Source organism: Neobacillus sp. NPDC058068 (assembly GCF_042885335.1).
GTDB lineage: Bacteria > Bacillota > Bacilli > Bacillales > Cytobacillaceae > Neobacillus.
The window spans coordinates 355,854-382,467 of sequence record NZ_JBHVSI010000002.1; the positions used below are offsets into that span (position 1 = coordinate 355,854).

Annotated in this window: 26 protein-coding genes; 10 read left to right on the plus strand and 16 right to left on the minus strand. The window is 39.3% G+C overall.

The window, feature by feature from the left end:
• The first annotated feature begins 54 nt into the window (after positions 1–54).
• From ACFVSW_RS04045 to ACFVSW_RS04055, 3 genes are all read left to right on the plus strand, one after another.
• The gene (locus tag ACFVSW_RS04045; protein WP_387312486.1) at positions 55–552 is read left to right on the plus strand and encodes an antibiotic biosynthesis monooxygenase family protein; all 498 of its coding nucleotides are present in this window, start codon (positions 55–57) and stop codon (positions 550–552) included.
• A 167-nt stretch (positions 553–719) separates the two neighbouring features.
• The gene (locus ACFVSW_RS04050) at positions 720–2,117 is read left to right on the plus strand and encodes a hypothetical protein (RefSeq protein ID WP_387312488.1); all 1,398 of its coding nucleotides are present in this window, start codon (positions 720–722) and stop codon (positions 2,115–2,117) included.
• A gap of 179 nt (positions 2,118–2,296) precedes the next feature.
• Entirely contained in the window at positions 2,297–3,475 is a 1,179-nt protein-coding gene (locus ACFVSW_RS04055) for an amidohydrolase (protein ID WP_387312491.1), read from the plus strand.
• A gap of 175 nt (positions 3,476–3,650) precedes the next feature.
• Here the strand turns inward: ACFVSW_RS04055 and ACFVSW_RS04060 are convergent, their stop codons facing one another.
• The 3 genes from ACFVSW_RS04060 to ACFVSW_RS04070 all read right to left on the minus strand — a co-directional run bounded on the left by ACFVSW_RS04060 (position 3,651) and on the right by ACFVSW_RS04070 (position 6,510).
• Positions 3,651–4,373, minus strand: a complete 723-nt coding sequence (locus ACFVSW_RS04060) for an EcsC family protein (RefSeq protein WP_387312494.1) — start codon at positions 4,371–4,373, stop codon at positions 3,651–3,653.
• Between the two features lie 192 nt (positions 4,374–4,565).
• Positions 4,566–5,777, minus strand: coding sequence for an ABC transporter permease (locus ACFVSW_RS04065; RefSeq protein WP_387312496.1), 1,212 nt, complete (start codon positions 5,775–5,777; stop codon positions 4,566–4,568).
• Positions 5,770–6,510, minus strand: a complete 741-nt coding sequence (locus tag ACFVSW_RS04070; protein ID WP_387312499.1) for an ABC transporter ATP-binding protein — start codon at positions 6,508–6,510, stop codon at positions 5,770–5,772. The genes ACFVSW_RS04065 and ACFVSW_RS04070 overlap by 8 nt, the downstream gene beginning before the upstream one ends.
• Before the next feature lie 591 nt (positions 6,511–7,101).
• On the opposite strand from ACFVSW_RS04070, the gene ACFVSW_RS04075 reads away from it, so the two are divergent.
• On the plus strand, positions 7,102–7,521 hold the full coding sequence (locus tag ACFVSW_RS04075) for an HIT family protein (protein ID WP_387312502.1): 420 nt from the start codon (positions 7,102–7,104) through the stop codon (positions 7,519–7,521).
• Positions 7,522–7,669: 148 nt separating this feature from the next.
• Positions 7,670–8,197 (plus strand): tryptophan transporter, encoded by a 528-nt coding sequence (locus ACFVSW_RS04080; protein ID WP_387312505.1) that lies wholly within the window; start codon positions 7,670–7,672, stop codon positions 8,195–8,197.
• 59 nt (positions 8,198–8,256) lie between these two features.
• On the opposite strand, the gene yhzF is transcribed toward ACFVSW_RS04080, so the two are convergent.
• Complete coding sequence (gene yhzF / locus ACFVSW_RS04085) at positions 8,257–8,448, minus strand: membrane protein YhzF (RefSeq protein ID WP_387312508.1); 192 nt, start codon at positions 8,446–8,448, stop codon at positions 8,257–8,259.
• Positions 8,449–8,704: 256 nt separating this feature from the next.
• Between yhzF and ACFVSW_RS04090 the strand changes: the two genes are divergently transcribed.
• On the plus strand, positions 8,705–9,280 hold the full coding sequence (locus tag ACFVSW_RS04090) for an HTH-type transcriptional regulator Hpr (protein ID WP_387312511.1): 576 nt from the start codon (positions 8,705–8,707) through the stop codon (positions 9,278–9,280).
• 7 nt (positions 9,281–9,287) lie between these two features.
• Here ACFVSW_RS04090 and ACFVSW_RS04095 read toward each other — a convergent pair whose 3' ends face one another.
• Entirely contained in the window at positions 9,288–9,626 is a 339-nt protein-coding gene (locus tag ACFVSW_RS04095; protein WP_387312514.1) for a DUF1878 family protein, read from the minus strand.
• A gap of 196 nt (positions 9,627–9,822) precedes the next feature.
• On the opposite strand from ACFVSW_RS04095, the gene ACFVSW_RS04100 reads away from it, so the two are divergent.
• Both ACFVSW_RS04100 and ACFVSW_RS04105 read left to right on the plus strand, forming a co-directional pair.
• Entirely contained in the window at positions 9,823–10,002 is a 180-nt protein-coding gene (locus ACFVSW_RS04100) for a hypothetical protein (protein ID WP_007084261.1), read from the plus strand.
• A gap of 226 nt (positions 10,003–10,228) precedes the next feature.
• Complete coding sequence (locus ACFVSW_RS04105) at positions 10,229–11,089, plus strand: peptidylprolyl isomerase (protein ID WP_387312518.1); 861 nt, start codon at positions 10,229–10,231, stop codon at positions 11,087–11,089.
• 39 nt (positions 11,090–11,128) lie between these two features.
• Here ACFVSW_RS04105 and ACFVSW_RS04110 read toward each other — a convergent pair whose 3' ends face one another.
• The 6 genes from ACFVSW_RS04110 to ACFVSW_RS04135 form a co-directional block, all read right to left on the minus strand.
• Complete coding sequence (locus ACFVSW_RS04110; protein WP_387312521.1) at positions 11,129–11,308, minus strand: sporulation YhaL family protein; 180 nt, start codon at positions 11,306–11,308, stop codon at positions 11,129–11,131.
• Positions 11,309–11,410: 102 nt separating this feature from the next.
• Entirely contained in the window at positions 11,411–12,355 is a 945-nt protein-coding gene (gene yhaM, locus ACFVSW_RS04115; RefSeq protein WP_387312524.1) for a 3'-5' exoribonuclease YhaM, read from the minus strand.
• Positions 12,356–12,414: 59 nt separating this feature from the next.
• Positions 12,415–15,408, minus strand: coding sequence for an ATP-binding protein (locus ACFVSW_RS04120; RefSeq protein ID WP_387312526.1), 2,994 nt, complete (start codon positions 15,406–15,408; stop codon positions 12,415–12,417).
• A gap of 17 nt (positions 15,409–15,425) precedes the next feature.
• A complete protein-coding gene (locus ACFVSW_RS04125; protein ID WP_387312528.1) occupies positions 15,426–16,646 on the minus strand; it encodes a metallophosphoesterase family protein in 1,221 nt (406 codons plus the stop codon).
• A 112-nt stretch (positions 16,647–16,758) separates the two neighbouring features.
• On the minus strand, positions 16,759–18,012 hold the full coding sequence (locus ACFVSW_RS04130; protein WP_387312530.1) for an ABC transporter permease: 1,254 nt from the start codon (positions 18,010–18,012) through the stop codon (positions 16,759–16,761).
• A complete protein-coding gene (locus tag ACFVSW_RS04135) occupies positions 18,005–18,904 on the minus strand; it encodes an ABC transporter ATP-binding protein (RefSeq protein ID WP_387312533.1) in 900 nt (299 codons plus the stop codon). Before ACFVSW_RS04135 ends, ACFVSW_RS04130 begins: the two co-directional genes overlap by 8 nt.
• 121 nt (positions 18,905–19,025) lie before the next feature.
• On the opposite strand from ACFVSW_RS04135, the gene ACFVSW_RS04140 reads away from it, so the two are divergent.
• Complete coding sequence (locus ACFVSW_RS04140; RefSeq protein ID WP_387312535.1) at positions 19,026–19,211, plus strand: YhzD family protein; 186 nt, start codon at positions 19,026–19,028, stop codon at positions 19,209–19,211.
• A 27-nt stretch (positions 19,212–19,238) separates the two neighbouring features.
• Here the strand turns inward: ACFVSW_RS04140 and ACFVSW_RS04145 are convergent, their stop codons facing one another.
• Together ACFVSW_RS04145 and ACFVSW_RS04150 are read right to left on the minus strand one after the other, a co-directional pair.
• Positions 19,239–20,030: an enoyl-CoA hydratase gene (locus ACFVSW_RS04145; protein ID WP_387312537.1), complete on the minus strand. Its 792-nt coding sequence runs from the start codon at positions 20,028–20,030 to the stop codon at positions 19,239–19,241.
• 146 nt (positions 20,031–20,176) lie between these two features.
• On the minus strand, positions 20,177–21,796 hold the full coding sequence (locus ACFVSW_RS04150) for a long-chain fatty acid--CoA ligase (protein WP_387312539.1): 1,620 nt from the start codon (positions 21,794–21,796) through the stop codon (positions 20,177–20,179).
• A gap of 257 nt (positions 21,797–22,053) precedes the next feature.
• Between ACFVSW_RS04150 and ACFVSW_RS04155 the strand changes: the two genes are divergently transcribed.
• The gene (locus ACFVSW_RS04155) at positions 22,054–22,872 is read left to right on the plus strand and encodes a nuclease-related domain-containing protein (protein WP_387312542.1); all 819 of its coding nucleotides are present in this window, start codon (positions 22,054–22,056) and stop codon (positions 22,870–22,872) included.
• Between the two features lie 627 nt (positions 22,873–23,499).
• Here ACFVSW_RS04155 and ACFVSW_RS04160 read toward each other — a convergent pair.
• The 3 genes from ACFVSW_RS04160 to ACFVSW_RS04170 form a co-directional block, all read right to left on the minus strand.
• Positions 23,500–25,011: a coproporphyrinogen III oxidase gene (locus tag ACFVSW_RS04160; protein WP_387312544.1), complete on the minus strand. Its 1,512-nt coding sequence runs from the start codon at positions 25,009–25,011 to the stop codon at positions 23,500–23,502.
• Positions 25,012–25,134: 123 nt separating this feature from the next.
• Positions 25,135–26,004, minus strand: coding sequence for a Cof-type HAD-IIB family hydrolase (locus ACFVSW_RS04165; RefSeq protein WP_387312546.1), 870 nt, complete (start codon positions 26,002–26,004; stop codon positions 25,135–25,137).
• A gap of 137 nt (positions 26,005–26,141) precedes the next feature.
• Entirely contained in the window at positions 26,142–26,489 is a 348-nt protein-coding gene (locus ACFVSW_RS04170; RefSeq protein ID WP_387312548.1) for a YlbF/YmcA family competence regulator, read from the minus strand.
• Between the last annotated feature and the right edge of the window lie 125 nt (positions 26,490–26,614).

The following is a 26,614-nucleotide window of genomic DNA, read 5'->3' on the forward strand; positions in this document are numbered from 1 at the left end:
GAGAATTATCAGTATAGACTAGTAGAAAATTATTATTGAAAGGGGAAGATGCAAATGAACATCTTTTTGACCGCAGGAACATTCGATTTTTTAAAAAGGATGGAAAACACATATCCAGAAGAAGTAATGGTGACCATGGTCAATCAGAATGGAGCCTTATTACTTCATGAAACAAACGGAAAAACCTTATTTAAAGAACCGCGCCGCTATGAAGTGCTGGAAGCAAGCGGTGAATTAAAAAAAGAGGGCTTTGCGGTCATGAACAATATTCCTGTGACAGAAGAAGGACGCCCCGTATTTGAACATCAAATGAAAAATAGTATCAGAAAAGTGGAGAATCAGTCAGGGTTTAGTTCATTTCGAATTCTTCGCCCGTTATCTTCTAATACATATGTCATCATGACGGTGTGGGAAAATGAACTTTCCTATCAAACGTGGCAAAGTTCCGAGTCTTTTTTTGGAACACACCAAACTAATGCGTTCGTGAATAACCTGCAGCCAAAAATTTTCGAAAGCGGCTCATACGTAAGCAAATATACGATAACGGAATAGGCTTTGTTACAGCTGAAATGGAGGATATTACTCCATTTTTTTATTTCCTTTTTTAAATAAAATTTCTTCCTTTCCTCCTCACCACTTGTTGCAATTTTCATATTCTGTATTACATCCAAACAGGGCGAATGCCCATGATCCTTGGGTAGTAGAGAGGAGGAAAATGAATGATTGTCGAGCTTACTGCTCTTCATTGGATATATGTAGTCTTTATTGCGCTTATTATCGGGGTTATGATCATGCGACGCGATACGACGATTGTTTGTATTGCCGGGATATTCTTAATCGCGATTACAGCCACCGGCAGTTTAAGTCATGCGATTAGCAGTATCTTTAATAGTTTCAGCTATGCCATTACCGAGTTATTGTCTACTATTCTTGTGATTTCCATCATTGTCGCCATGAGCAACACGTTAACAACAACCGGGATTAATGATGTCATGATTTCTCCTTTTCGAAAATTGATCCGTAACCCTACTCTTGCCTATTGGACTATTGGTATTCTCATGATGGTCATTTCCTGGTTCTTCTGGCCTTCACCTGCAGTAGCCCTTCTAGGAGCTGTTCTTCTACCGGTGGCGATTAGAGCAGGACTTCCGGCACTTGGCGTTGCGATGGCGATGAACTTGTTCGGACACGGGATTGCCTTATCGGGAGACTTTGTGATTCAGGCAGCACCAAAACTGACGGCTGATGCTGCCGGACTTCCTATCCAAGACGTTATTAATGCCAGCATCCCGTTGGTATTTATTATGGGACTTGTGACAACTGTGGCTGCCTTTTACTTTTTAAAAAGGGATATGAAGCAGGGCGTTCTGAAAACGGCACCGGCAGTTGTATCGCAGTCACCGACAGAAGTTTCCAACCAGCCGGAACTTTTATCCACAGCCCAAAAACGATTCTTCGCTATCCTCGTTCCATTATTATTTGCAGCTGACGTGGCTGCCATGTCTATCCTCGATTTAGCAGGCGGGGATGCAACTGCATTAATCGGCGGAACCTCGATCCTAATTCTTTTATTGATCACATTAACAAGTCACAAAAACAAGGGACTTGAAAAAACAACTCAATATTTAATTGAAGGATTCACCTTCGGATTTAAGGTATTTGGCCCCGTAATCCCAATCGCTGCTTTTTTCTATTTAGGTGATTCCGGATTTGGAAAAATTATTGGCGACTTTTTACCAAAAGCTTCGCAAGGAATCGTCAATGATTTAGGTGTTGCCCTTGCTGGCGTTGTTCCCTTAAGTAAAGCAGTCGGGGCTGTTACTTTAACAACAGTTGGCGCTATTACCGGACTAGATGGTTCCGGATTCTCGGGAATTTCCCTTGCCGGATCGGTTGCAAGTTTATTTGCCATCGCAATTGGTAAAGGGGCGGCCACGCTGACAGCACTTGGGCAAATTGCCGCCATTTGGGTAGGCGGCGGTACACTTATCCCATGGGCGTTAATTCCGGCAGCCGCCATCTGTAATGTTGACCCATTCGAACTCGCAAGACGAAACCTCGTACCGGTCATTTTGGGCCTCATCGTAACCACAATAGTAGCAATGTTTTTGATCTAAATTTTTAAAGCGGCTGACTTTGTCGGCCTTTTTTAGCCGATAGGAAAGTATAACTTTCCAATCAGGCATAAGTGCAACTACGCTCTGTCTTCGCCTAACGGCGAGTTTTCTAATGTCTTATTTGAAGAAAAGTGTTAAAATAGTTTGAAAATACTATTAAGCAGTTGGGGGGATTATAAATGCTAGAAAAATTGTTTTCCAAATTAGAAGCTTCCTATGAAGATATGGTTGCTATCCGCAGATACCTGCACCAGCATCCGGAACTTTCCTTTCATGAAGATGAAACGGCAAAATTTATCCAATCCTTTTATGAAAAGCTCAATATAGAAGTAAAAGATAAGGTTGGCGGCAATGGCGTGGTTGCACGAGTGTATGGCAGCAAGCCGGGTAAAACGGTTGCATTACGGGCGGACTTTGACGCATTGCCCATCCAAGATGAAAAAGATGTTCCCTACAAGTCATTGGTGCCTGGCGTTATGCATGCCTGTGGACATGACGGACATACGGCAACACTTCTCTTGCTCGCTAAAGCATTAAATGAACTTAAAGACGAGCTTGAAGGTACATACATCTTTATTCACCAACACGCAGAAGAATATGCACCCGGCGGGGCGAAACCAATGATTGAGGACGGCTGTTTAGATGGAGTCGATGTCATATTCGGCACCCATTTATGGGCCGGAGAACCGACTGGAACTATCCAATATCGAATAGGTCCAATTATGGCGGCGGCTGACCGCTTTGAAATTGAAATTCAAGGCCAAGGCGGACATGGTGCACAGCCTCATAAAACGAAAGATGCGATTGTAACCGCCTCACAGCTGGTAGTAAATCTCCAGCAAATCGTCAGCCGCAGAGTCAATCCCGTGGAATCTGCCGTTGTTACGGTCGCCTCCTTTACGGCGCAAAATGCCTTCAATGTCATTGCAGACAAGGCAAAGCTTGTTGGAACCGTCCGGACCTTTAATGAAGAGGTTCGAACATTCATTGAGGAGGAAATAGAACGCGTCATCCATGGTACATGTTTTACGTCTGACTGTGCCTATAACTATGATTTTGTCAGAGGGTACCCAGCAGTAGTTAATCATGCAAAGGAAACTGAGTTTTTAATTGCCTGCGCTCAGGATGTTGCTGAGGTGAAAACAATCGAGGAAACTGAGCTGCAAATGGGTGGCGAGGATTTTGCCTATTATTTAGAAAAGGTGCCAGGAACATTCTTTTTCACCGGAGCCAAACCGCTTGGTAATTCGCAAGGTTATCCACATCATCATCCCAAATTTGATATCGATGAAAACGCGATGCTAATTGCCGCAAAAACGCTTGGCGCAGCAGCAATTAAAATTCACGGAAATGAATAATAAGAAAAGCGCAAGCGCCCTGGTCAGCGGCGTATGGCCTGGAGCGCTCCAACTGAGATAAAGGAAACACGAAGAGCCGGAGGCGCATTCGTGCTTGACTTATCGTAGGGCGGAGAGCGAAGGACATTAGCCGCTAGGGCGCTGGAGCTGGACAATAGTAAATCCCCTGACCTTTTCATAGTTCAGGGGATTTTTGTAGCAGCCTCAGGCGATAGGCGTTCATTGCGGTTTCGCCTAACTGCTTTAAAAGATTATTATTGGCATAGGCACCGACAATCGCTCCAATACCAGGGACAAGCTGAAATAGCTTCGCAAGGTCAATATAATCCCGATATTCCTGCTGAAACTTTCGCCAATCCATTTCAACAAGGTCATGCTTGCGGCTTTCCCAATTTTCAATATCGGCTAATGTAGTTCTGCGAATTTCATTACTTGAAAAAGCAAGCTGAAAAACATGGAGAATAAATAACCGTTCTTCATATTCCTTAGTATTAAAACCATAAACGGAAGCTGCTTCAAACAGAAATTTCATCTTGATTGTAAGTAATAAGGGAAAGTCCGCGAGACCAAGTAGTATTCCGCCCGCGCCGGTCCCCGCTCCCTCCGCCACCGCTGTCTTCTGATAGGCCGCAATTTTCCTGCGTGCCAATTCATCTCTTTCAGCGAGTGTTAACCCGCGTGCCTGATCTTTCACTGTCGTTGCCTGCGAGCCAAATAATGTGGCTTTTACCATTGCCTTTATGCTCTCCGTCATTACCTCATGAACCTTCTCGGGAATCCAGCCATTAATTTTCCCTTGGGCTTTTTTCGATAAGCGATTTATCATTCCTGAACGTCTAGATAATTTCCGTTTCCATTCTTCTACTTCTTCGTAAACCTTTAATTCATATTCGTTCACGTTATTCCACCCCCTTCTCCAATGACATAACCTTCATTACGACGGCAACCTCATAAAAGTTTTAAAGAAAACTCGCCGATTGGCGAGCCGTTAGGCGGTTCATGAGGCGTAGTTGCACTTATGCCTGATAGGAAAGTTATACTTTCCTATCGGCCAGAAAAATCTCCCTTCAACACGAAAGGAGATTTTCAACTATACTTTTAACCGTTTTCTACTGTATAGATAAACGAATAAATAACTAAACACAGCACCTGCCAATAATGCTAACAGTGCAATCATCATCTCACCTTTAATTAGGATAAATAAAGCAAAAATTGCCGTTTGGATTAATAAAATGACCATCATTAACTTATGGAAAGCTGCGATTTTACTTTTTGGAGCTACTGGATATAAATCAACCCAAAGCTTGTTTTGATGATGATTCCAAAGAGGCAGCAATTGAAACCCCGTCAAATATAAAAATAAAACGCTAAGCAGCATCTGCCCCAAGCCAAAAGAAATAAAATAGATCCCAAGTGCGCCAATGACCGTTAGGCGGATAAATAGCCCCAGATAATCCGATGAGCGCAAAAATGCCCGTGAATATAAATACAGATAGGTCTTGTCCTTCGTAAAAGCAATCCGATTAATCAAAATGTCGAGCCATTTTCGCCTTTTGACTGTAACTTTTAACTGCGGCACATCAGTAAACATATTGGCGAGGCGGTAAAAGGAAGCCATTCGTTTCCCTTCCCCGTCAATTAATATATCCCATTTGAGCCCCATATTACTTGTTCGAACAAAAAATGAACGATAATAAAACGCCATTACCACAACTATCAGCAACAGGAATAGCAGGTTAGCTTGTTTTAATAATAAATACGTAAAAGCAGCATTGATAAAATAACGGACAACCATGTCCCATTTATATACAGAAGGCTGAACGAAATAATGGATTCTCCAATTAACTGCCATATTCCAGGCTTTGACAAATAACAAAACAGCCAGGTATGGGACAAATAAACGAAAGCCGCTGCTGTTAATATGGGCATACATCGGCATAAGTACTGCTAGAACCATTAAGAGAATATACCCTTGAAATGTTAGACTTATTACACCTGAACGCAGGAAGTATCCCTTTAATTTATTTTCCAGCGGGATTAAAAAGACCTGATCCGCTTCAAGGAGAAAATTATAAACTGGACTGTACGTTAACAAAATACCGATTAGAATTGCGATTACGAGTTCGGCAGGGAATTCGGCTGAAAGTGTTTTAATCCATTTTTGATAATAAAAGGCTCCTGTTCCAATCAGAAACAACAACACAATTACAAGATGGCCATTAAATATGTATCGCAAATACCTTCCTAAATCCTTGACGCGGCCGCCAGCCCGCTCTTTCCAAAGCTTTTTATCATCAAACATAATTTTCTTCCTTCGTCAATTGAATATACAAATCATCTAAAGAAGCTGAAGGCAAAGAGAATTGCTCCCTTAGCTCTGCTAGGGTCCCTTTGGCACGAATCTTTCCTTCATGCAGGATGATAAAACGGTCACAATACTTTTCCGCCGTTGCCAGAATATGCGTCGACATTAAGATACCGGCACCGTTTTCTTTCATTTTTTTCATCAAATCAAGCAGCGATTGAATTCCAAGCGGATCAAGGCCGACAAAAGGTTCATCAACAATATAAAGTGATGGCTGCACGAGGAAGGCACACATAATCATCACCTTTTGTTTCATTCCTTTAGAAAAATGAGCCGGAAACCATTTTAATCGTTTTTCCATTCGAAATTCTGATAGCAGGTGAGGAACGCGTTCATTATAAGTGGACTCATCTAAACCGTAAGCCATAGCGGTAAGCCGCAAATGCTCATCAAGTGTCAATTCTTCATATAAAACGGGTGTTTCTGGAACAAAGGTGAACAAACGTCGATAGGCTTCTTTGTCCTCGGTAAAGGTTTGTCCCTTTATTTTTATTGCCCCTTGGTGCGGCTCCATTAAGCCGATGATATGTTTAATCGTCGTACTTTTCCCCGCCCCATTCAAACCAATAAGTCCGACCAGCTCACCATTCTGAACTTCAAAGGAAACATCCTTTAAGACCGGGTTTCTTGTATATCCACCAACAAGGTTTTCGATTGATAATAAAGACATTGGCAACGTCCTTCCGTAGCATGATTATTGTTTATTTTATCAAAATATCTGTAATAAAAATAGGAATTCACTTTTTCGTTATTTTTTGTATATTTCTTTCGCTATCGGACATCATAATATTCGAAGGGGAAACAACTTACTTCGATGAAGAAATTCATCAAAACTTGAAATGAGGTGTCTGTTAAAGACAATAACATTTCAATATAAGTTAGCTTCCAAATCGTATCAGATAAGGGGATGGTTGTATTGTACAATGTACATGGGAACCATTTAGAGTTCAACACCAACTGTTTATCTTAAAAAATAAACATTAAATGAGGTGTTTACCGCAGATCGCGACCCGTTTTTATAAGTTGGAAAAACATATAAAAACTATATAGGGGATGGTCAGCTTGAACAATGATGTCTCTTTATAAAAAAACACTCTATGAAAAATGAGGTGTTTATCAAAGAACACTCCTAATTGAACGTCACTTTGAAGCAATCCCCTTCGAGAGGGCAGGATTCCATGCGAATCCTGTCTTTTTCTTTTTTATTTCTCCATCTCCTGTGGTAATATAATACAAACCAAATAGAAGGGCTGTGTTATTCATGAGCGATTGTATTTTTTGTAAAATTGTTAATGGGGAAATACCTGCAGCAAAGGTATTTGAGAACGAGCATGTCGTGGCTTTTTTAGATATTAGTCAGGTTACAAAAGGTCATACTCTCGTCATTCCGAAAGTACATAAAGAGAATTTATTTGAATTAACTCCTGAGATGGCGAGAAATCTATTTGAAGTGGTCCCTGCCATTGCTAATGCCTTAAAAAGAGAATTCGAACCGATTGGCTTAAACACCATCAATAATAACGGAGAACATGCGGGGCAATCTGTCTTTCATTACCATATGCATTTGATACCGCGCTATGGAAAAGGTGATGGTTTCGGTGCCGTCTGGAAAAATAACCAAAGTGATTATTCAGGGCAACTGTTACAGGAAATGGCAGTAGCTATTAATAAGCAGCTATAATTCTCACGATGAATATAATTATCTGAAAATTATATCTTTATTAAAATTATATTAATATGTTATAATGATGATAAGTTTTTCGCTGCAGGCAATGAGCGCACTGTGGGAGGAACTAAAATTGCTTAGAAGAGCAGAGGAGAGATGAGAAATGAATACGAAAAACCTTGTAATTTTAGCACTTTTAGCCGGGATTGGGGTAGTCTTGCACACAGTAACACCCAATTTTTTCGGTATTAAGCCTGACATGATGCTGGCAATGATGTTTTTAGGGATTATTCTTGTTCCAGAGATTAAAAGCGTTCTGCTTTTGGCCATTGTGACCGGAGTACTATCTGCCTTAACGACCGGGTTCCCTGGCGGACAAATTCCTAATATCATTGATAAGCCCATTACTGCGTTAGTATTTTTCGGGTTGTTTTTAGCTTTAAAAAAATACCGCAACTCGATTGTTAGTGTGGGAGTTTTATCAGCATTAGGAACATTAGTTTCAGGTTCGGTGTTCTTAGCATCAGCCTATTTCATTGCAGGATTGCCAAAAACATTCGCCGTACTATTTGCAGCAGGTGTGTTACCAGCTATTGCACTCAATACCGTAATAATGGTTATTTTGTATCCAATTGCTCAATCCATTTTTAAAAGAACGAAATTAACTTCAGCTTCCGTCATTCAAAAATAATGCAGCGGATCCTTTTTAAGAAAAGAACCCCCTTGGGTTCTTTTCTTAAATTCAATTTTCTATAAAAAATAGGACAGCATAAAAGCAGCCAGCAAGAAGATCCCGCCGCCACCTGCTAATGCTGCTGCGCGTTTCTTTAAGACTTGTTTAGGCGGATAAACACCAGGTCTTTTTAAGTCCAAAATATATTTACAAGTTCCCAAAAACAGAATAACACTTAAGATAAAAAACATCACAGTGATACTCTTCATTTTTTATCCCCCTACTGAATTAGAAATTTCGAACAACCGTTGTAACTATTTATATGTTTCACCGTCCATTCTTATGAACAAGTCGTCTCCTAAAAACAAGGAGAATAGGACAATTTAACAGCTAAAGGGTCTGAAAATTTAAACTTCAACATAATATTTCTCAATTTCTAAAGATTTTGTGAATTTATATCTTTATTAATTTTTATTTTATTGGCATAATGATAATAGAGAAATGTAAAAGTAGGTGAAAATTGGGATGACGGAGAAACAATATTCAATGAAGGAAGCGCTTCTCTTTAGTCAGAGAATTGCACAATTAAGTAAAGCCTTATGGAAATCGATTGAGAAAGACTGGCAGCAATGGATAAAGCCCTTTGACCTAAATATTAATGAGCATCATATCCTCTGGATTGCCTACCATCTAAATGGTGCTTCCATATCAGATGTTGCCAAGTTTGGCGTTATGCATGTCTCAACAGCTTTTAATTTTTCAAAAAAGTTAGAAGAAAGAGGTTTATTGGAATTTTCCAAGAAGGAGAATGACAAACGTAATACGTACATTAAGCTCACTGACCAGGGGGAAGAGATTTTACTTCAACTATTAGAAACCTATAAGCCTGATGGCAATGCAGTATTTTCCGGAGCTTTGCCACTTCGAGATTTATACGGAAAATTTCCGGACATTATCGAAATGATGGCGATCGTTCGCAATATTTATGGTGACGATTTCATGGGAATATTCGAGCGATCTTTCCATAATATTGAAACTGAGTTTACTGAAGAAAACGGGAAATTAAGAAAAGCAGTAAAAACAAACCAAGAGCTTGCTTAAAGATTATTTATAAGTATTTTGCTAACTCCAAAAATAGAGGCTTATAGATATTCTGAGCGAGGCATGCATTTATTACTTCTTTCATAGACAATTCTGTTGGTAAAGATGCTGATAATTCATCGAAAAGCGGTTGAAAGTAGACATACCCCTCCGCTTTTTGTTCTTCCAGTTTCATGCTCAATTCGTCACATAAATAATAAAACTTTTCTTTTTCCTGCTTGGTTATCCCATTTTCAATCACTAACTGATAAAATTTGAGTTCAGGGTTTTTTAGCAGCTTTAATAACAGCTTCTGATGATATTCAAGAAGATTAATTCTTTCCAATAGCAATTCATGTTCATTCATACAATGACCCTCTTTTCAAACCGATACAAAACCTAAATTCATTATTAACCTTTTATAGGCTTGGGTAAACCTTTTTTTGAATATCAAAAAAATCATTTTTAAAAATCTATATTCTTCCATTCTTTATAACTATCTTTTTTTCTTAATATTTGATATTGTATAAAGAATAATACGTACAACAGGGAGGGAATCATCGATGATCTCCGTTTTTATTGTCTTTGCCATTTTTATCTTGTTTTATGTAAATAAAATGACCAATTCTCTTTGTATTCAAAAGGAAATCCCGGAAGAAAACCAGCATAAAGTGTTTCGTACGATTAATGTTCTAATCACGATATTACTGATCTCTTCCTATCTGGAAATTTTATATACATAATCCAATAATTATAGTTGGATTTATACTTTTACAAGCAATCCGCTAAAACGGAAGCGATGAGGTTTGCCGCATCGCTTTTTGTTTGTATTACATACTGTTACATACTGTTGTGAAAATTTAATAAACTAATACCGCTTATATTTTTGCAGTAGTTCCCATTTATGTTATAGTTAACATTGTGGACAAATTAACTCACAAGAAATTAACTATTTAGGAGAGATTCATCATGAAGAAATGGATATTATCCCTCACATTAGCTGGCGGTGTTCTTACATTAGGTGCGTGTGGTCAAAGCGGTTCTACTACGGTTGCAGAAAGCAAAGCTGGAAATGTTACACAAGATGAGCTTTACAAGACGATGAAGGAGAAGTACGGAGACCAAGCTCTTCAACAGCTTGTATTTGAAAAAGTTCTTTCCAAGAAATACAAAGTAACAGATAAAGAATTAAATGAAAAAATTGATCAATTAAAAGCTGATCTAGGTGAAAATTTTGATGCCACCATTGCCCAATATGGCTATAAAGGCGTAGATGATTTAAAGAAAACGATGAAGCTTGGCATGATGCAAGAACAAGCGGCACTCAAAGACGTTAAGGTAACTGATGAAGAATTAAAGGAATATTATGATACATATCCTGATATAAAAGCCCGCCATATTCTTGTTAAGGATGAAGCTACAGCAAATGAAGTAAAGAAAAAGCTGGACGGCGGCGCTAAATTTGACGAAGTTGCAAAGGAATATTCAACAGATACAGGTTCTGCACAAAATGGCGGTGACTTAGGCTGGTTTGGTCCTAAAGCAATGGTTCCTGAATTTGAGAAGGCAGCATATGCACTTAAGGTTAATGAAATTAGTGCTCCAGTTAAGTCAGAACATGGATATCATATTATCCAAGTAACGGAGAAGAAAGAGAAAAAACCATTTGCAGAAATGAAGAAAGAGCTTGAAAAGGAATTAAAATCAAAGAAATTAACAAGCGAAGACATTAATAAAGCAATGCAGCGTGAACTTAAAGACGCAAATGTAAAAGTAAGCGACAAAGACTTAAAAGATGCGCTTAAGCCACAAACATCTGCACAACAATAATGTAAAAGGAGAGACTCTGGGTTTGAGTCCCTCCTTTTTTTATTCTTCTCCTTCACGGCGCATTTCCTTTGCCTGCTCCAATCGTTTGATATAAATTTCTCCTTCTTGTTCAATGGTTTCAAGCTCTAACTGTCGCTCTTCCCTGCCTGTTTTGATTGCCATTAGGGCACTGACAGCAATTCCAACCACAACTGCATAAATCCAAATTGGTATAGTCAATTTCTCTTGCTCCCTTCAACAGTGGTTGTCCACTTTTTATTACAACTTATTCGACTATCACAAAAATATTCATTTCCGATAAAAAAAATAACCCATTTAGGGTTATTTATTAAAAACAGGCTTATAAAATGACCGGTTATCCAAGGCAAAGATCCGCTCGGAAAACTCACCAGGTTTCACTCTTTCTAAGGCACGGTCAAGCATATTCATTTTTGCATCAAGGTTATCAATGTAATGAAGAATCTCTGCCTCTTTTATTAATGGTGGTTTCGGACTCCCCCATTCGGCCTTTCCATGATGGCTAAGGACAAGATGCTGAAGAATTAGAATTTCTTCCCCTTCAATCCCTAGTTCTTCTGCCGCTTTACCAATTTCATTGATCATAATCGTAATATGGCCAAGTAAATTTCCTTCAATTGTATAGACCGTTGATATCGGACCTGATAATTCCATTACCTTGCCCATATCATGCAGAATAACACCCGCATACAGCAAGTCTCTATCAAGGCTCGGATATAATAAAGCAAGCGCCTTGGCGAGATCAAGCATGCTTACCACGTGATATGCGAGCCCGGAAACAAATTCATGATGATTTTTAGTTGCTGCCGGGTATTCCAAAAAGGCCTTTTGATGCTTTTTGATTAAGTGGCGAGTGATTCTTTGGATATTAGAATTATTCATTTCAAAAATATACTGGGTCAGCTTGCCGACCATCTCTTCTTGACTTAGAGGTGCAGTCTCAAGAAAATCTTCTAGCTTCACACCGTCAGAAGGGCCGGCTTTTCGAATCTGACGAATTTTGAGCTGACTTTTCCCACGGTAATTTTGTACATCACCTTGTATCTTGACTATATTTTGCGCTGCATAGCTCTTTTCGTCTTCCTCACTGGCATCCCAAAGTTTAGCTTCAATTTCACCGCTTTGATCTTGGAGGATTAATGTTAAAAATGGTTTTCCATTACTGGCAGTCCCTTTTGTGGAACTTTTTATTAATAGATATAATTCCACATGTGATCCTACATCATAATTTAAAATTCCTTTACTCAAGCTAATCACGCTCCTTCCACTATTAAGAGTATAACATATCCAACTATTACTCTATGAAATTATCTGAACAGCGCCTTTTGCAAACTTAGAACATTCTCCTTTGGAAAGAGAGGAAGTAAATGGCTATGACAAGTGAAAAATAAAATTTGATTATGTTCTAGCCTTTTGAGGAGCTCAATTACCTTTTGTGTTCTTTCTGCATCAAAATTGACAAAGCTATCATCAATAATAATTGGAAATCGATAGTTTTCATAAAGTGTTGTCGCTAAGGCAAGTCGAATCGATACATATAATTGTTCGGTTGTAGCTTGACTAAGTTCATTTGCTTCAAATAGCGTCCGGTCCTCACGCTCTACTAAGAAACCAAGGCCTGAATGCTGGAGATGAATCTTTTGATAATTGCCATTAGTAAGAAAGGACAAGTATTCTTCCGCTTTCAAGAGCATCCTCGGCAAGTGAACGTTTTTATATTTTTCAATCGTGCTGGACAAGAGCTCCTGGGCTAGACAATAGACAGACCACTCTCTCGCTGCTTCATCCAATTCAAATTTTTTCTGCTTGTAGTGATGAAGAATGTCAGAATAAACGCCGCCTTCTTCAAGTATTTGAATCTCATAGTTAATTGATGCTTGCTCCTCATGAAGCCTTTTTAATTTTCCCTGGAAATGCTGTGCTTCCTGATTACATTCTCTTCCTAATTCATCACTGTTATGAATCAATAAAAAGCCATCCCTATCTTGTTCAGAAAGAATTGAGTATTGTAGCTGGCTTTGGATGGTTTCGAGCCTTTCGAGAAGCTTCCCTTGTTTTTCGGCTTTTGCACCTAGTTCATAGAATTGCTGCTCTGTCTCCACCTTTGCTGCATGTAAGAGCTTTTTATATTCTACCTTTAAATGCTCTAGCTCTTGGGACCTTTGCTTCCTATCTGCTTCAAGACCGGCAAGCTTTTCCCGTCTCTCTTGAGTCTTAATTTGCTTTTCATGCTCTTCCTTAAGTTTGTTTCTCAGGAGATAGGCCGTATTGTGTAAATCTAAGCCTTTTTCAGGCAAAAAGCGGGTTTCATAGGATTTCAGCCCATCTGCTAATTTCGACTGCTGCTGATTGATTTGCTCTAGTCTTGTATATAATTGCTTTTTCTCCCTGCAAATGGATTTATATTGTTCAATTAGTTCAAAAGCTTCCAGCAAAAAAGTTGTAGCGATGTATTCAGGTATTTGTAATTCACTGCTTATCGATAACAGTTTTTCTTTATTTTGCGCTGACTCCATTTCCCATTCAGCAAATTTGGCCATAATCCTTTCATATTGGGATTGCTGTTGTTTTAACTTGATTTTTAACATTTGCAGCTCTTCCAGCCGTTGATTATCAAGCATTAATTGGTTCTCGAGTTTTGTAAAATCTTCATATTCAGCAGTTTGTAGTTTTTGAATTAACTGCCTTTCCTTTTCTCTTAAACTATCAAGTGTTTGATCCATGTTCTTACTATTGGACTGTTTAGTGCTTTTCGTCATAAAAATGACCATTCCAATACAGCCTAGCACCCCTAAGAAGAACAAAATCCAATTCTTTGATAACATACCATACAATGAAAGCCCAACAAAAATCAGCTCAAAAAGAAAAAACTGATACTTTTTCTGCCTTTTAATGCTTGCTCTTTCGGCCTTATCCCGTTCATTTTCTTCTTCAATGAATGAAACTTTATCTTGTAAGGCCTTTAATTCCCATTCTAAGCTCTTCTTATCATTACCGTAACCTACTTGCTCCTCAAGCCGTTCCCTTTCCTGTTTAGGGAGAACTTGACGCTCTGCCAATCGAACCTCTGTTTCTATTTCTTCCAATAGGTTTTTTTCTTCTTGATAGCGATCCTCTAACTCTTCCCTTGCCTCTGCCAGATTTTGTCTTTTCCGTGAAATGATTTCAACCTGGTTTTTCATATAAATATTTGTATTGATGGTAAAGATGTCTTCTTCCTTCAATGATAAATGAAGTTTTTCGCTTGTAACGGAAAGTTTTTCGTTATCCTCCGCTAGTTTCATTTCACATTGCTGCTTCTCAAGCTTCAATTGCTCATAAAGCGGGACTTGATCAAGCAGTGCTAAGATTGCAGGCTCGGTTTCAAGAAAATTTGGCTCTGGCTGAATTGCAGCTAATTCTTTTTTTACGGTTTCGATTCTTCCAGAAAGGCTTAGAATCTCGGCATTGTACGGGTGAATGAGCTGATTTAATTTTTCTATGCGTTCAATCCCACGGGCAGGGAAGTCGATTTCTCCCAGCTCGGCCAGCTCCTTCTTTGTCCATATTTCCTCTTTAACAATAGCATCTATTCTCTTCCATTCATTCAGTTTTTCGAGTCTATTTTGAATTTCCTCAAGGGAGCAATTTATTTCTCCCATTTCCTGTTGCATCATTTCTTTCTTTTCAACCAGGTTTTCATATTCTTTATTTTTTGCGGCCGCTTTTTTTAATTCACCGTTAATGTCATGAATCGCCTGTAATTTTTCATTCAATATAGGTTTCTTTCCTGATGGTTTAAAGCGGGAATCCAGCTCTTTCTGCAGAGCCGATTCCGTTTTTGATAGCCGTTCTGTTCCTAATGTTCCTGCTGAAAATAGGAATTTACCAATATCCTCACCCTTCAATTGATGAATGTTTTGCAACCCATGGATATTAAAGGAAAATATCGCTTGGAATAGGCTTTTATCAAAGTTTGCTACTAATTCTTTTAGTAGTTCTTCGTCTCCGATATTTCCATTGTCCATGACCACCTTTACATCGCCTACGGCCTTACCTTTAACACGTTCAATGACCGCAAACCCGTGCTCTTCATGATAAATTCTAATCTTGCCGCCATACTTAGTACTATGTTTTGGTTCATAGCGAAGCTCTGATTGCAGTCTAGTTGGAAATCCGAATAAAATCCCATGGATAAAGGCCATAATTGTAGACTTCCCCGCTTCATTTTCACCAAATAAAACTTGAAAATTGGCAATATTGGTAATTTTCACATTTTCCAATTGCCCATAGCCGTATATGTGCATCTCAATAATTCTCAAATGCCGCTCCCCCTTTCCTATGATGGATTAAGCAATGTAATTAACAATTTCTCCGACTTTTCAATCAACTCTTCCTGCTCTGTCTCAGATAAATGGGATAAATATTTTCTCCCTAAATGGTGTTCATACAACGGAGCTAGAGCATAATTAACATCGTCATAATGTTCGATTGTCTCAAAAAGTTCTGCATAAAAATTTGCTTCCATTTTCAATTGTTCTTTGTCTATTTGCTGACTTTCCTTGATATTTAAGCCGACTAGCCAAACAAAAGATTCCTCCTCTCTTTCGACGTCTAAAATCAGCTCTATAAGTTCGCTATCCAAGCTTCTTTTTTCGAGGTCATTATCCAGCTGAATATTCTCTATAAAGAGTGTTAGAAAGACTCCTGTTTTGTCTCTTCTAAGTTTATCGATGGTAGATTGGCATAATTGAAGAATATCATGAAAATTTTTCGCTGAAGCAGCGTCAAGAGTTACCTCCTCCCAAACAATATCAGACGATTCAATAAAATCCAGTTCGGTCTCGGCATCTGACAAGGTTACATGATAAAAGCCCTTGCTCCCGGTTTCTTTCTTATTCCTTCCTTGGATATTGCCTGGGTAAATAATCGGTGGATTTTCTGACAAAATACAACGTTTATGGATATGACCTAATGCCCAATAATCAAAATCTTTTTTCTGTAAATCCTTGATTGTAAATGGAGCGTAGTTATCATGCTCGGTTCCGGAACTTTCATTTCCATGAAGAATACCAATATGAAAATCAGCCCCGGCTAGCATCTGATAATCATCTATTTTCCGGGCGAATACATGCCGAGTAGGATAGCTAAAGCCGGAAAGATGGACGATTTCTCCGCTTTTCGTCTCTAGTCTCTTTGTTTCAACCTCACTATTAAATACATGAACATTTTCAGGCATGTCAAGGTGAACCCACGAACCGTTTAAATGATCGTGATTACCATGGACGACATAAACAGGTATTTCTTGTTCTGAGAGCTTAAGCATTTCCATACGAAAACGCGATTGTGCCCGCAAGCTCCGGTCCTCACCATCAAATAAATCGCCTGCTAAAATAACAAAATCAACCTGCTGTTCAATGGCTGTAGCCGTAAGCTTTTTTAAGGCCGTAAAGGTGCTTTCCTTCACCCTTGTAAAGATGTTTGCTGGCAAATGTTTTAATCCAACCATTGGGCTGTCCAAATGCAAATCTGCTGCATGGATAAATGATATTTTTTTCATAAATATTCCTTTCATTCTCTTTTCTCAATTGTAGCACTTCCAAAATGCGAATGCACGTTCCATCCGAAAAAATAATAAAGAGCTTTACCAAAATGGCAAAGCTCCAACAAACCTATTCGTTCTTTGTTAATTGTAACGCCTTTTTAATATCTTTAAAGGAGTTGGACTTCCCGTACATTAAGACACCGCCACGGTATACACGGGCGCCAAATACGGCTAAAGCAACAATGGTTGCTAACAGGATGGCAATTCCTAAAATTGCCTCCCAAGCTGGGATTGTCAGCATTCCCACACGCAAAAACATTATCATCGGTGTGAAGAAAGGAATATACGAGGTGACAGTAATAAATGCTGCATCTGGTTTCCCAAGACCAAACATGGCAATCATAAATCCGCCAACCACAAGGAACGTCATTGGGGTAATCATTTGCTGCACATCTTCAATCCGACTGACAAGCGAGCCCAAAAAGGCCGCAAGTGTCGCATAAAGAAAATAGCCCAGAATAAAGAAAATCACCGCATAGACAATTGTTACGACTGGAATATCGCTGAATCCATACACGCCAAAAAAGCCTTCTTTTAATGACTCTAAATTTCTTGTTAGCGAGAAGTAACCTACGAGTAGAAACGCTGCTAATTGGGTTAGACTTAAAAGTCCAATCCCGATTATTTTGGCAAACATTTGCTTAATCGGCGAGACACTCGAGATTAATATTTCCATTACCCGTGAAGACTTTTCCGTCGCCACTTCCATCGCAATCATGGTAGCATACATAATGACGGAAAAATAAATAATAAACAGCAAGACATAGACAAGGCCGCGGGCTTGGTTAAGTTCTTCTTCCGTCTTTGCATTTTTCTCAAGGGCAAATTTTTCAAAAGAAACCGGTTCATAGAGCTTCTGCAGCTGCGCCGGCGCCAAATTGATTTGAGAAGCGGCCAGCATGGTTTTTAATTGCTGCAGTCCTGTTTGCAGGTCAGTAAACAGGGAGGATTCCGCGATACTCATGGCTTTAAAAGTTGCCTCCGGTAATTTCTCGTTATTATAACGTAATTGAATGACCCCTCTAAAATCGCCTTTTTCTACCGCTTTTTCTGCCTCTTTTTCACTGCCTTTGTAAAGTGTAAGATTAATATCTTTGTTAATGGTATTAACCTGCTTCTTAAAAGGCTCAAACAGCTGGCCTGTTTCATCGAGTACGGCCACCTTATCTTTCCCGCCATTTTTATCAAACATATCGATGATATTATTAATGTTTGTCAGGGCTAATACAATTACCACCGTAATAATGGTTGTGATAATAAACGATTTACTCTTCAGTTTATTTAAATAAGTATGGAACAAGATAATCCAGAAACTATTCATAAGAATTACCTACTTTCTCGATAAAAATATCATTTAAAGAAGGCTCTTCAAGGGAGAATCTTCTGATAAATCCTTTACCAACAATCTCTTTCAGGATCTTTTCGGCAACATATTCTCCTTCGATCTGCAGTTGAATTCCTTCCATTGTCGTTTTCGCCTTGACGACACCAGGATAATTTTCCAATGATGCTAATGGAAAATCTGCATGAATAACGAGATTCTTTTTTCCAAATGAGCGCTTGATTTCCTTTAATCCACCATGCACAACCGGGCTTCCTTTATGCATGATACAAAGATGTTCACACATTTCCTCCACATGGTGCATTTGATGACTCGAAAACACGATGGTCGCTCCATTTTCTTTCAAAGCTAAAACGGCTTCCTTCAGCATTTCAACATTTACCGGGTCAAGACCGCTAAATGGCTCATCAAGGATTAATAATTTCGGTTTGTGTACAACGGCGGCAATAAATTGGATTTTTTGTTGGTTACCCTTTGATAGCTCTTCAACCTTTTTATTCTCATACTCCGGAATTTTAAAGCGCTCTAGCCAAGTTTTCAATTCAATTAGCGCCTCGCTCTTCGGCATCCCTCTTAATCTCGCTAAATAGACGATTTGATCACGGACTTTTAACTTCGGGTACAAGCCTCTTTCCTCAGGAAGATAACCGACCAAATGGCTGGTGGAATAATTGATTGGCTTTCCATCCCAAGTAATCTGCCCACCGCTCGAATCAAGCAGACCTAGAATCATCCGAAATGTTGTCGTTTTCCCGGCACCATTTGCCCCTAAAAAGCCAAACATTTCTTTTTCAGGAATTTCCAACGATAAATCATCTACGGCGGTAAATTTCCCAAACCGTTTTGTGACATGTTCAAGTTTAAGAACCATTTCACACACTCCTCTCTTACTTTAATACGAGTAAACCGCATAATGGTTTCAATTTCTTTTGCCCAATTGAACGAATTATGTGAAAATAGTAGTAGGAATCTTGGAAAAAGGGGATATTGAAATGAAAACGTATAAATTAACTGCCTTTGAAGCGAATGGTGAAAAGATTTTAGACGAAAGCTTCCAAGCTGAAGATGATGCTTCTGCTAAGAAGTTAGGTGAACAACTATTATCAGAGAAAAACCTATTAGAGCATACACACCGCTGCACCTCACCAGGTGGTAAACTACTGCTTTTTCATTCATAAAAAAACGAAGCCGATTGGCTTCGTTGTTTATTTTCCTCTGAAATTTGGTTTTCTTTTTTCAATAAATGCCTTGATGCCTTCTTGATGATCAAGGGTTTCCCGCATTTTTCGCTGACCGTATTTTTCTAGTTCTAATATTTTTAGCAATTGTGGGCGGTTCTTTTCGGCCATTATTTTCTTCGTTCTTATCATTGCTTGCACAGGCCTGCTTAACCAATCCGTTATTCTAGCATCTAACGTCCCTTGAATACCATCTTCCGCTACTTCCTGAATTAGCCCCGACTTTAGTGCTTCTTCGGCACCCATCATTTTTCCATCCCAGATAATTTGCTTTGCTTTTGTTTCACCGACTCTTTTTTCCAAAAAGAAATGGGCTCCCCCATCAGGAATCAGGCCGATGCCGATAAAATTCATTGCCAGTTTGCTTGTTTTGTCAGCAATTATATAGTCTGTTGCTAATGCTAAACTGAAACCCAATCCTGCCGCCGCACCTGAGATGGCGCTGATTGTTAATTTCGGAATGCTGTAAAGTGTAATAATCAATTCACTAATACAGTCCATCACTGGAAAGAAATCGCTCTCATTCATGTTTGAAAGCATCGTTTTAATATCCCCGCCTGCCGAAAAGGCTTTTCCTTTACCGCTTAACACAACAATATCAATATCGTCAGATTCACTAATTTCTTTCAGCTTACAGACAAGCCCCTTAATCATATCTAAATCCATTGCGTTTAAAGCTTCCGGTCTGTTCATCTCCACCGTTGCAACACGGCCAACTACTTTCAAATTCACCTTATCCGTAACAAAATTGATTGACACCTGATATCCCCCCCCAATTTCTTCATTCAATTCCATTATATAATGGAATTGAATGGAATAAAAACAGTTTTCTTAATATAACAAATTTTCTTTTCCGGTTAATAAACATGAATAGGGACAAAGGCTAGTGCCCTTGTCCCCATTTCTTAACCTTTTTTAAGTGCTTCCTTTTGCACTTGATCCCTTAATGTCATTTTCAGAAATTTCCCTACAGAAGTCTTCGGAATTTCATCAAGAAACAGGATATCGTCTGGAATCCACCATTTGGCAAACTGTGGTTTTAAGAATTCTAACAGCTCTTCTTTCGTTGTATTTCCTTTATAGGCTTCCTTTAAAACGACGCAGGCGACAGGGCGCTCCTGCCATTGTTCATGAGGAACAGCAACTACTGCCGCTTCAAATACAGCGTCATGAGCCATTAAGGCATTTTCTAGATCAACTGATGAAATCCACTCGCCGCCGCTCTTAATTAAGTCTTTTGTCCGATCAACGATTTTCACAAAGCCTTCCACATCAATCGTGACAACATCGCCGGTATGGAGCCAGCCATCACGGAAGGCCTCTTCGGTTCGCTCGTCTTTATAATATTCGGAGGCAATCCATGGTCCTCTAATACACAATTCGCCCATTTCTTTGCCATCCCAGGCTACTTCACCGTCTTTACCTAAGATTTTTATTTCTAGTCCTGGGACAAGTGTTCCTTGCTTTGCTCTTAATTCTAATCTTTCCTCGTAATCCAATTCTTCTTGGTAGCTTTTTAGAGTGGAAATGACTACGAGCGGACTGGTCTCCGTCATGCCATACGCATGCATGAATGGAATGTTATGACGTTGTTCAAATGCCTTAATCATCCCTTTCGGTGCTGCAGATCCTCCGCATAAAACACCTCTTAAACTGCTCAGGTCATAGGAGCCCTCGTCAAGTTCCTTTAACAAGCCAAGCCAAATGGTTGGAACTCCAGCCGTTACGGTAACTTTTTCCTGCTCAATCAGCTCTGCAAGCAATTTTGGGGTAAAATACGGTCCAGGCAGTACTAGCGATGTACCAAACCAGACGGCGGAAAATGGCATCCCCCATGCATTGGCATGGAACATCGGTACAACAGGAAGTGCTACATCTTTTTCACTTAATGCGGCGCTGTCCGCTAGGCCTAGTGCCATACTGTGGAGAACAATCCCGCGGTGGGAATAAACAACACCCTTTGGATTTCCAGTGGTTGCCGACGTATAGCACATTCCAGCCGGATCATTTTCATCCAAATCTTCCGGGTAGTGATATTCCGGATTTGCTTCAGCCAATAGTTTTTCATAATGATAGACTGGAGTGAGTATTGTTTCTGGAAGTTCTTTATCATCGGTCATGACGATAAATGCCTTAACGGTCTTTAGTTCAGCGGCACAGCTTTCAAGTAATGGCAGGATGTCTGGGTCAACAATGAGAACCTTGTCCTCTGCGTGATTAATAATGTAGGTAATATGCTGGGGTGATAGCCGGATGTTTACGGTGTGTAGCACGGCACCCATACATGGGATGGCAAAATAGGCTTCTAAGTGACGGTGATGATTCCACGCTAATGTTCCTACCATGTCGCCTTTTGTTACACCTAATTTTGTTAAGCTGTCGGCAAGTCTTCTCGTTCTATCGGCAATTTGTTTGTAAGTGAATCGCTGAATGCCGTTTGCCGTTCTGGATACTACCTGTTTCTTTGGAAAATACTTTTCAGCTCTTTCCATCATTTGCGTCATCGTTAAAGGCGTTTGCATCATAGCTATATTCCCCTCCATTAATGAAAGCATTTTTTAAAAAAAGTTCTATGGACAATCCAATTAAATATTCGACATTAAGAAAATATTATCCTTTTTTAAGAACTAAATTTGTCAGTCAAAAATAACTTTGCAGAACAAATTTATCAACCTTTTTTGAAATAATAAAAGTTAACAAAATAGTCAAAGTTTGTACTGGTCTCAGCGGCAATCTTTAATAAAATTATATTTAGAAATAATAATCAAAAGGATGATGGATTATGCTTAAAATGCCCCGCCCGCTACCAAAGGAATTGATCGTTATGCGGTCGCTAAATTTGCGAAAGATTTTATCCCAGCAAGAAAAGAAGAACTATAAAAACCTTGAGAAGGGCTTTGAAGGAGAAATAAAGTTTGATTTGTTAACGGAGAAGCTACAGAATGAATGTTTAGTCTTAAATGGTTTGCTTCTAGAGGTTAACAACAGTGAATTTCAAATCGACACAAGTATTATTTTTCAAAAGTCGATTTACCTAATTGATGTGAAAAATTTCGAAGGCGGCTACTACTATGAAAATGAAAAACTTTATTATGCAAATGGAGATGAAGCCAAGGATCCTCTGATGCAGCTAAGACGGTGTGAATCCCTATTCCGGCAATTACTCCAAAAACTCCGTGTTAATTTACATGTTGAAGCCTACTTGGTCTATATCAACCCCGAGCTGACCCTTTTACAAGCCCCACGCAGCTTTCCAATTATTTATCCTACCCAACTTAATCGTTTTATGCAAAAATTGAACATGGTTCCATCTAAATTATATGGAACCCACGAAAAGCTTGCTGACCAACTAATTTCACTTCACAAAACTGAATCGGTAAATACCAGATTGCCTCCATATAATTATGACCAGGTGCAAAAGCGGATATTTTGTCCATCGTGTTGTTCATTTTCGCTATCTGTCAGGAGAAATAAAATAGTTTGTGAGAAATGCAATCATCAAGAGGAAATTGAATTGGCTGTTTTACGGATTGTGGAGGAATTAAAATTCTCTTTCCCGATAGAAAAATCACTACGAATGAAGTCTATCATTGGTGTATGATAATCGAATCAAAAAAAATGATTGGGCGGATTCTTAAGAAAAACTTTAAACAAATAGGATATGGTAAATGGTCCTATTATGAGTAAATTAGGTAAGTATCCTTGTTAAATATTCTTTATTGGCGACCGAACTTGGACGACTTTCTCGGTTTCGGTAGCTTATACCCTTTTTAAGCTACCGAACTTGGACGACCTTCTCAGTTTCGGTCGTTTATACCCTTTTTAAGCTACCGAACTTACACGACTTTCTCGGTTTCGGTCGTTTATACCCTTTATAAGCTACCGAACTTACTCGACCTTCTTAGTTTCGGTCGTTTATACCCTTTATAAGCTACCGAACTTGCTCGACTTTCTCGGTTCCAGTAGCTTATACCCTTTATAAGCTACCGAACTTACAAGACCTTCTCAGTTCCGGTCGCTTATACCCTTTATAAGCTACCGAACTTGCTCGACTTTCTCAGTTTCGGTAGCTTATACCCTTTATAAGCTACCGAAGACAGCGGCATTTCTCAGTTTCGGTAGCTTATACCTCTTATAAACGGCCGAACTTACCAAGTTTTCTTGGTTTCCATCGCTAATCCCACTTTTGTCATTGTTTACGCCAATATGAAAAAAACTCCTGCTTAAATTAAGCAGGAGAACCTTTCTCTGAAAATAACTCATCTAGAATTTTTATTTTATCTTCTGTATAAGCTTCAAAGCTGTCATTATAGGTTTTAGGGTCCTTCGGATTTGCAAAGTGGGTAATCTTTCCGGTAACCGAATCTATAAACTTGCTAGCTGCCCCGCAGCCGAGCCCGATAATTGTCTGCTGTTCTTCCATAATCATAATGTTATAGATGCTTTCCTGATTCGGAAGTGAGTAACCGACATTCTCAAGATTACCGAGAATGTTCTTTTGCCGATAAAGGTAATATGGTGTATAGCCATGGTCCGCCGTCCAGACCTCAGCAAGCTCCATCATTTTTTCAACCTCATTCCGGTCCGCCACTTTGTATTTTTCCTTGTTCTTGGTCATTTCCGAAGCACGCTTGAACGATAAAGTATGAACGGTCAAGGATTCAGGCATCAGCTTTTCCGTTTCAGCTAACGAATGGGTAAATTCAGAGACACCCTCACCTGGCAAGCCAATAATTAAGTCCATATTGATATTGTTCATGCCGCTTGCACGAGCCATGTGATACTTTTCAATCGTTTCGGAAACAGTATGGTGTCTGCCAATCGCTTTTAACGTTTCTTGCGTATACGATTGTGGATTAATACTGATCCGGTCGATATTCCACTTTTTCAAAATATCTAATTTCTCAGGGGTAATCGTATCCGGGCGCCCCGCCTCCACGGTAATTTCACGGATGTTTTCAACATCAGGAAACGACATGTACATTTCTTCATAAAGCATATCCATCTCTTCAGCCGTTATGCTGGTCGGGGTTCCTCCACCATAATAGACTGTTGTAATCCGGACACCTTTTTCCTTCAGCCAGGCACCGATTTTCTTCATTTCATAATGAAGGCCACCAAGGAAGGAATCCACCGATCCTTGGCGTCCGTTAATCGCGTATGCAGGAAAAGTACAATACGCACATTTCGTCGGACAAAAGGGTATTCCAATATAAATACTGACTTCTTTTTGCAGCGAATATAGGTCAGGAACAACGCTGAGCTGGCGGTCGACAATTTGCTGCATCAACTCAATCTTTTCATCAGTGATTAAATAATCGGCCTTTAATTGCTGATGGGCAGCCTCTAATGGAATACCTTCTTGGACTTTCCGATGAAGCAATTTCGTCGGTCTGATTCCAGTAAGAATGCCCCACTTTTGCTTAATGCCTGTCAAATCCTGCAGGACGGTTAAATAAACATGGGCAACAGCATTTTTTATTTGTTTGAATTTTTCCTTTTCAGACCCCGCCCGGAATAATTCCTTTTGGTATTCGGCGGCAAATATTTTTCCAAGGTTGTCCTTTAATTCAGCAGAAACAGAAATATTTTCCTGAATTTGCAAATGGAATTGTATCTGAATATCCGCTTCTTCCGCATTTGCATATATAATCTTTGATTCTTCAAAAAACAAATTAGCAATCAGCTGGAGCGGTCGATTAAATCTTTCATCCTCTAACCCTATTATCGAAATTCGCAATGATATCACCTTTCAATAGTAAACTTCCTTAAGTGTACCGAATTGCAAAAACAAGGTCAATAAGCTGGTATATTTTTACATAAAAATATCAACGGCTGCTGCTGCCGTTGATATCTTCAAAATTTACTTTTTTATGATATTCATCTTTCTTAAAAACTCAATTGGCTGCTGTTTGCGGAAGTGTTCCTTAACCATATAGGCAACACCATTTTCATTTTTGGACCTGGTTATCCAATCCGATGCCCTTTTCACCTCGAAATCAGCGTTCCACATCGAAACACCAAGACCTGCTGCTTCTATTAAGGGAATATCATCCAGACCATCACCAATATAAACCATTTCACTCCTGCGGATTCCAAGCTGCTTTCCTAGGTAAGTTAATCCTGTTAACTTTGAAACTCCGGCAGGAACAATATCCAAACGTAAGGAATCCAGCTCGATTATTTCAATCTCGGTAAACATTTTACCTAGAGCATTTTTTGCATCCTTTAAATCACTCTTATCCTCAAAATAAACCTCAATCTTGGGAGGAGTAACCGGCTGGTCATGTAAATATTCACTTAGTGATGAAACAAATTGCTGGGAATAGAAAACAGGGTCGCCTGAAGTAAACACCGTTTTTGCCAACAAATGATTGTTAAGCTTTAACCTATTCGCTAAAGAAAATTGTTCAGTGACTAAGCGGATTTGGCACGGTAATGCCTCTAAAAAACTAACTGCATCATAGGTAATGTTTTCATTAATCCTTTTCACATAAATCGGCTTTTCCGCGGTACTTGCAATATAGGCGCCTTGATGTGTGATCAATGGTGACTTTATTTTTAACGCCTTAGCAACCTTTTTTGCTGAAGGAAAGCTGCGCGAGGTTACAAGTGTTACATAAATTCCTTTTTGCTGTACATATTCAACCGCTTCCTTTGTTGACTTATGAATTTTTCCATTTGTTTGAAGAAGCGTGCCATCAATATTTAACGCAAGTAAGCGATAAATCATTATGTTGCCCCCTGTTCTTGGTGAAATTACCCTTATATCACTTTTATGACTTTTCACTCATTTATAGAACAGAGGAGATGACCATCCGATTGAAAAAGAAAAACCCCGGTTTGGCACCAAGGGCTTAGTATGAAGTCTTACATTTGACCATATAGGTCTTCTAATGGTTTCATAATGACTTTATTTAATTCACCAATTATCATGCTCATCCGCTGCTCCGCTTGCATAAGATGGGCAATTTTCGGATTCTGCTGCACGAGTGCCACTGTTGACTGTGCCTGTTGTATTTCTTGTTCAGAAATATCCTGGCCCATCATTTGTTTTTGCTGCAGATTCATTTGAATTTGCCGGAACCCGTCAAACATTTGCTTTGAGGCCGGATCGGCATTCACTTCACTGTACGCCTGCTTTAATTGAGCATACTCTTCACTTTGTCGGATCGCGTTTTCTAAGGCATAGGCGGAATCATACAAATTAACTGCCATTAGGTTCACTCCTTTTTTGGTAACAATTCTTCACAACTATAACAAACTATTCGTTTAAATGCGAGAATGTTCAAATCACCATCTAAATTATTTTCACATACGATACTATCAGCGAATGCCTATTT

What these genes read in the sequence shown, in the direction of transcription:
- ACFVSW_RS04045 (WP_387312486.1), top strand. Translation starts at nt 55, where the DNA reads ATGAACATCTTTTTGACCGCAGGAACATTCGATTTTTTAAAAAGGATG.
- ACFVSW_RS04050 (WP_387312488.1), top strand. Translation starts at nt 720, where the DNA reads ATGATTGTCGAGCTTACTGCTCTTCATTGGATATATGTAGTCTTTATT.
- ACFVSW_RS04055 (WP_387312491.1), top strand. Translation starts at nt 2,297, where the DNA reads ATGCTAGAAAAATTGTTTTCCAAATTAGAAGCTTCCTATGAAGATATG.
- ACFVSW_RS04065 (WP_387312496.1), bottom strand. Translation starts at nt 5,777, where the DNA reads ATGTTTGATGATAAAAAGCTTTGGAAAGAGCGGGCTGGCGGCCGCGTC.
- ACFVSW_RS04070 (WP_387312499.1), bottom strand. Translation starts at nt 6,510, where the DNA reads ATGTCTTTATTATCAATCGAAAACCTTGTTGGTGGATATACAAGAAAC.
- ACFVSW_RS04075 (WP_387312502.1), top strand. Translation starts at nt 7,102, where the DNA reads ATGAGCGATTGTATTTTTTGTAAAATTGTTAATGGGGAAATACCTGCA.
- ACFVSW_RS04080 (WP_387312505.1), top strand. Translation starts at nt 7,670, where the DNA reads ATGAATACGAAAAACCTTGTAATTTTAGCACTTTTAGCCGGGATTGGG.
- yhzF (WP_387312508.1), bottom strand. Translation starts at nt 8,448, where the DNA reads ATGAAGAGTATCACTGTGATGTTTTTTATCTTAAGTGTTATTCTGTTT.
- ACFVSW_RS04090 (WP_387312511.1), top strand. Translation starts at nt 8,705, where the DNA reads ATGACGGAGAAACAATATTCAATGAAGGAAGCGCTTCTCTTTAGTCAG.
- ACFVSW_RS04095 (WP_387312514.1), bottom strand. Translation starts at nt 9,626, where the DNA reads ATGAATGAACATGAATTGCTATTGGAAAGAATTAATCTTCTTGAATAT.
- ACFVSW_RS04100 (WP_007084261.1), top strand. Translation starts at nt 9,823, where the DNA reads ATGATCTCCGTTTTTATTGTCTTTGCCATTTTTATCTTGTTTTATGTA.
- ACFVSW_RS04105 (WP_387312518.1), top strand. Translation starts at nt 10,229, where the DNA reads ATGAAGAAATGGATATTATCCCTCACATTAGCTGGCGGTGTTCTTACA.
- ACFVSW_RS04125 (WP_387312528.1), bottom strand. Translation starts at nt 16,646, where the DNA reads ATGAAAAAAATATCATTTATCCATGCAGCAGATTTGCATTTGGACAGC.
- ACFVSW_RS04130 (WP_387312530.1), bottom strand. Translation starts at nt 18,012, where the DNA reads ATGAATAGTTTCTGGATTATCTTGTTCCATACTTATTTAAATAAACTG.
- ACFVSW_RS04135 (WP_387312533.1), bottom strand. Translation starts at nt 18,904, where the DNA reads ATGGTTCTTAAACTTGAACATGTCACAAAACGGTTTGGGAAATTTACC.
- ACFVSW_RS04140 (WP_387312535.1), top strand. Translation starts at nt 19,026, where the DNA reads ATGAAAACGTATAAATTAACTGCCTTTGAAGCGAATGGTGAAAAGATT.
- ACFVSW_RS04150 (WP_387312539.1), bottom strand. Translation starts at nt 21,796, where the DNA reads ATGATGCAAACGCCTTTAACGATGACGCAAATGATGGAAAGAGCTGAA.
- ACFVSW_RS04155 (WP_387312542.1), top strand. Translation starts at nt 22,054, where the DNA reads ATGCTTAAAATGCCCCGCCCGCTACCAAAGGAATTGATCGTTATGCGG.
- ACFVSW_RS04165 (WP_387312546.1), bottom strand. Translation starts at nt 26,004, where the DNA reads ATGATTTATCGCTTACTTGCGTTAAATATTGATGGCACGCTTCTTCAA.
- ACFVSW_RS04170 (WP_387312548.1), bottom strand. Translation starts at nt 26,489, where the DNA reads ATGGCAGTTAATTTGTATGATTCCGCCTATGCCTTAGAAAACGCGATC.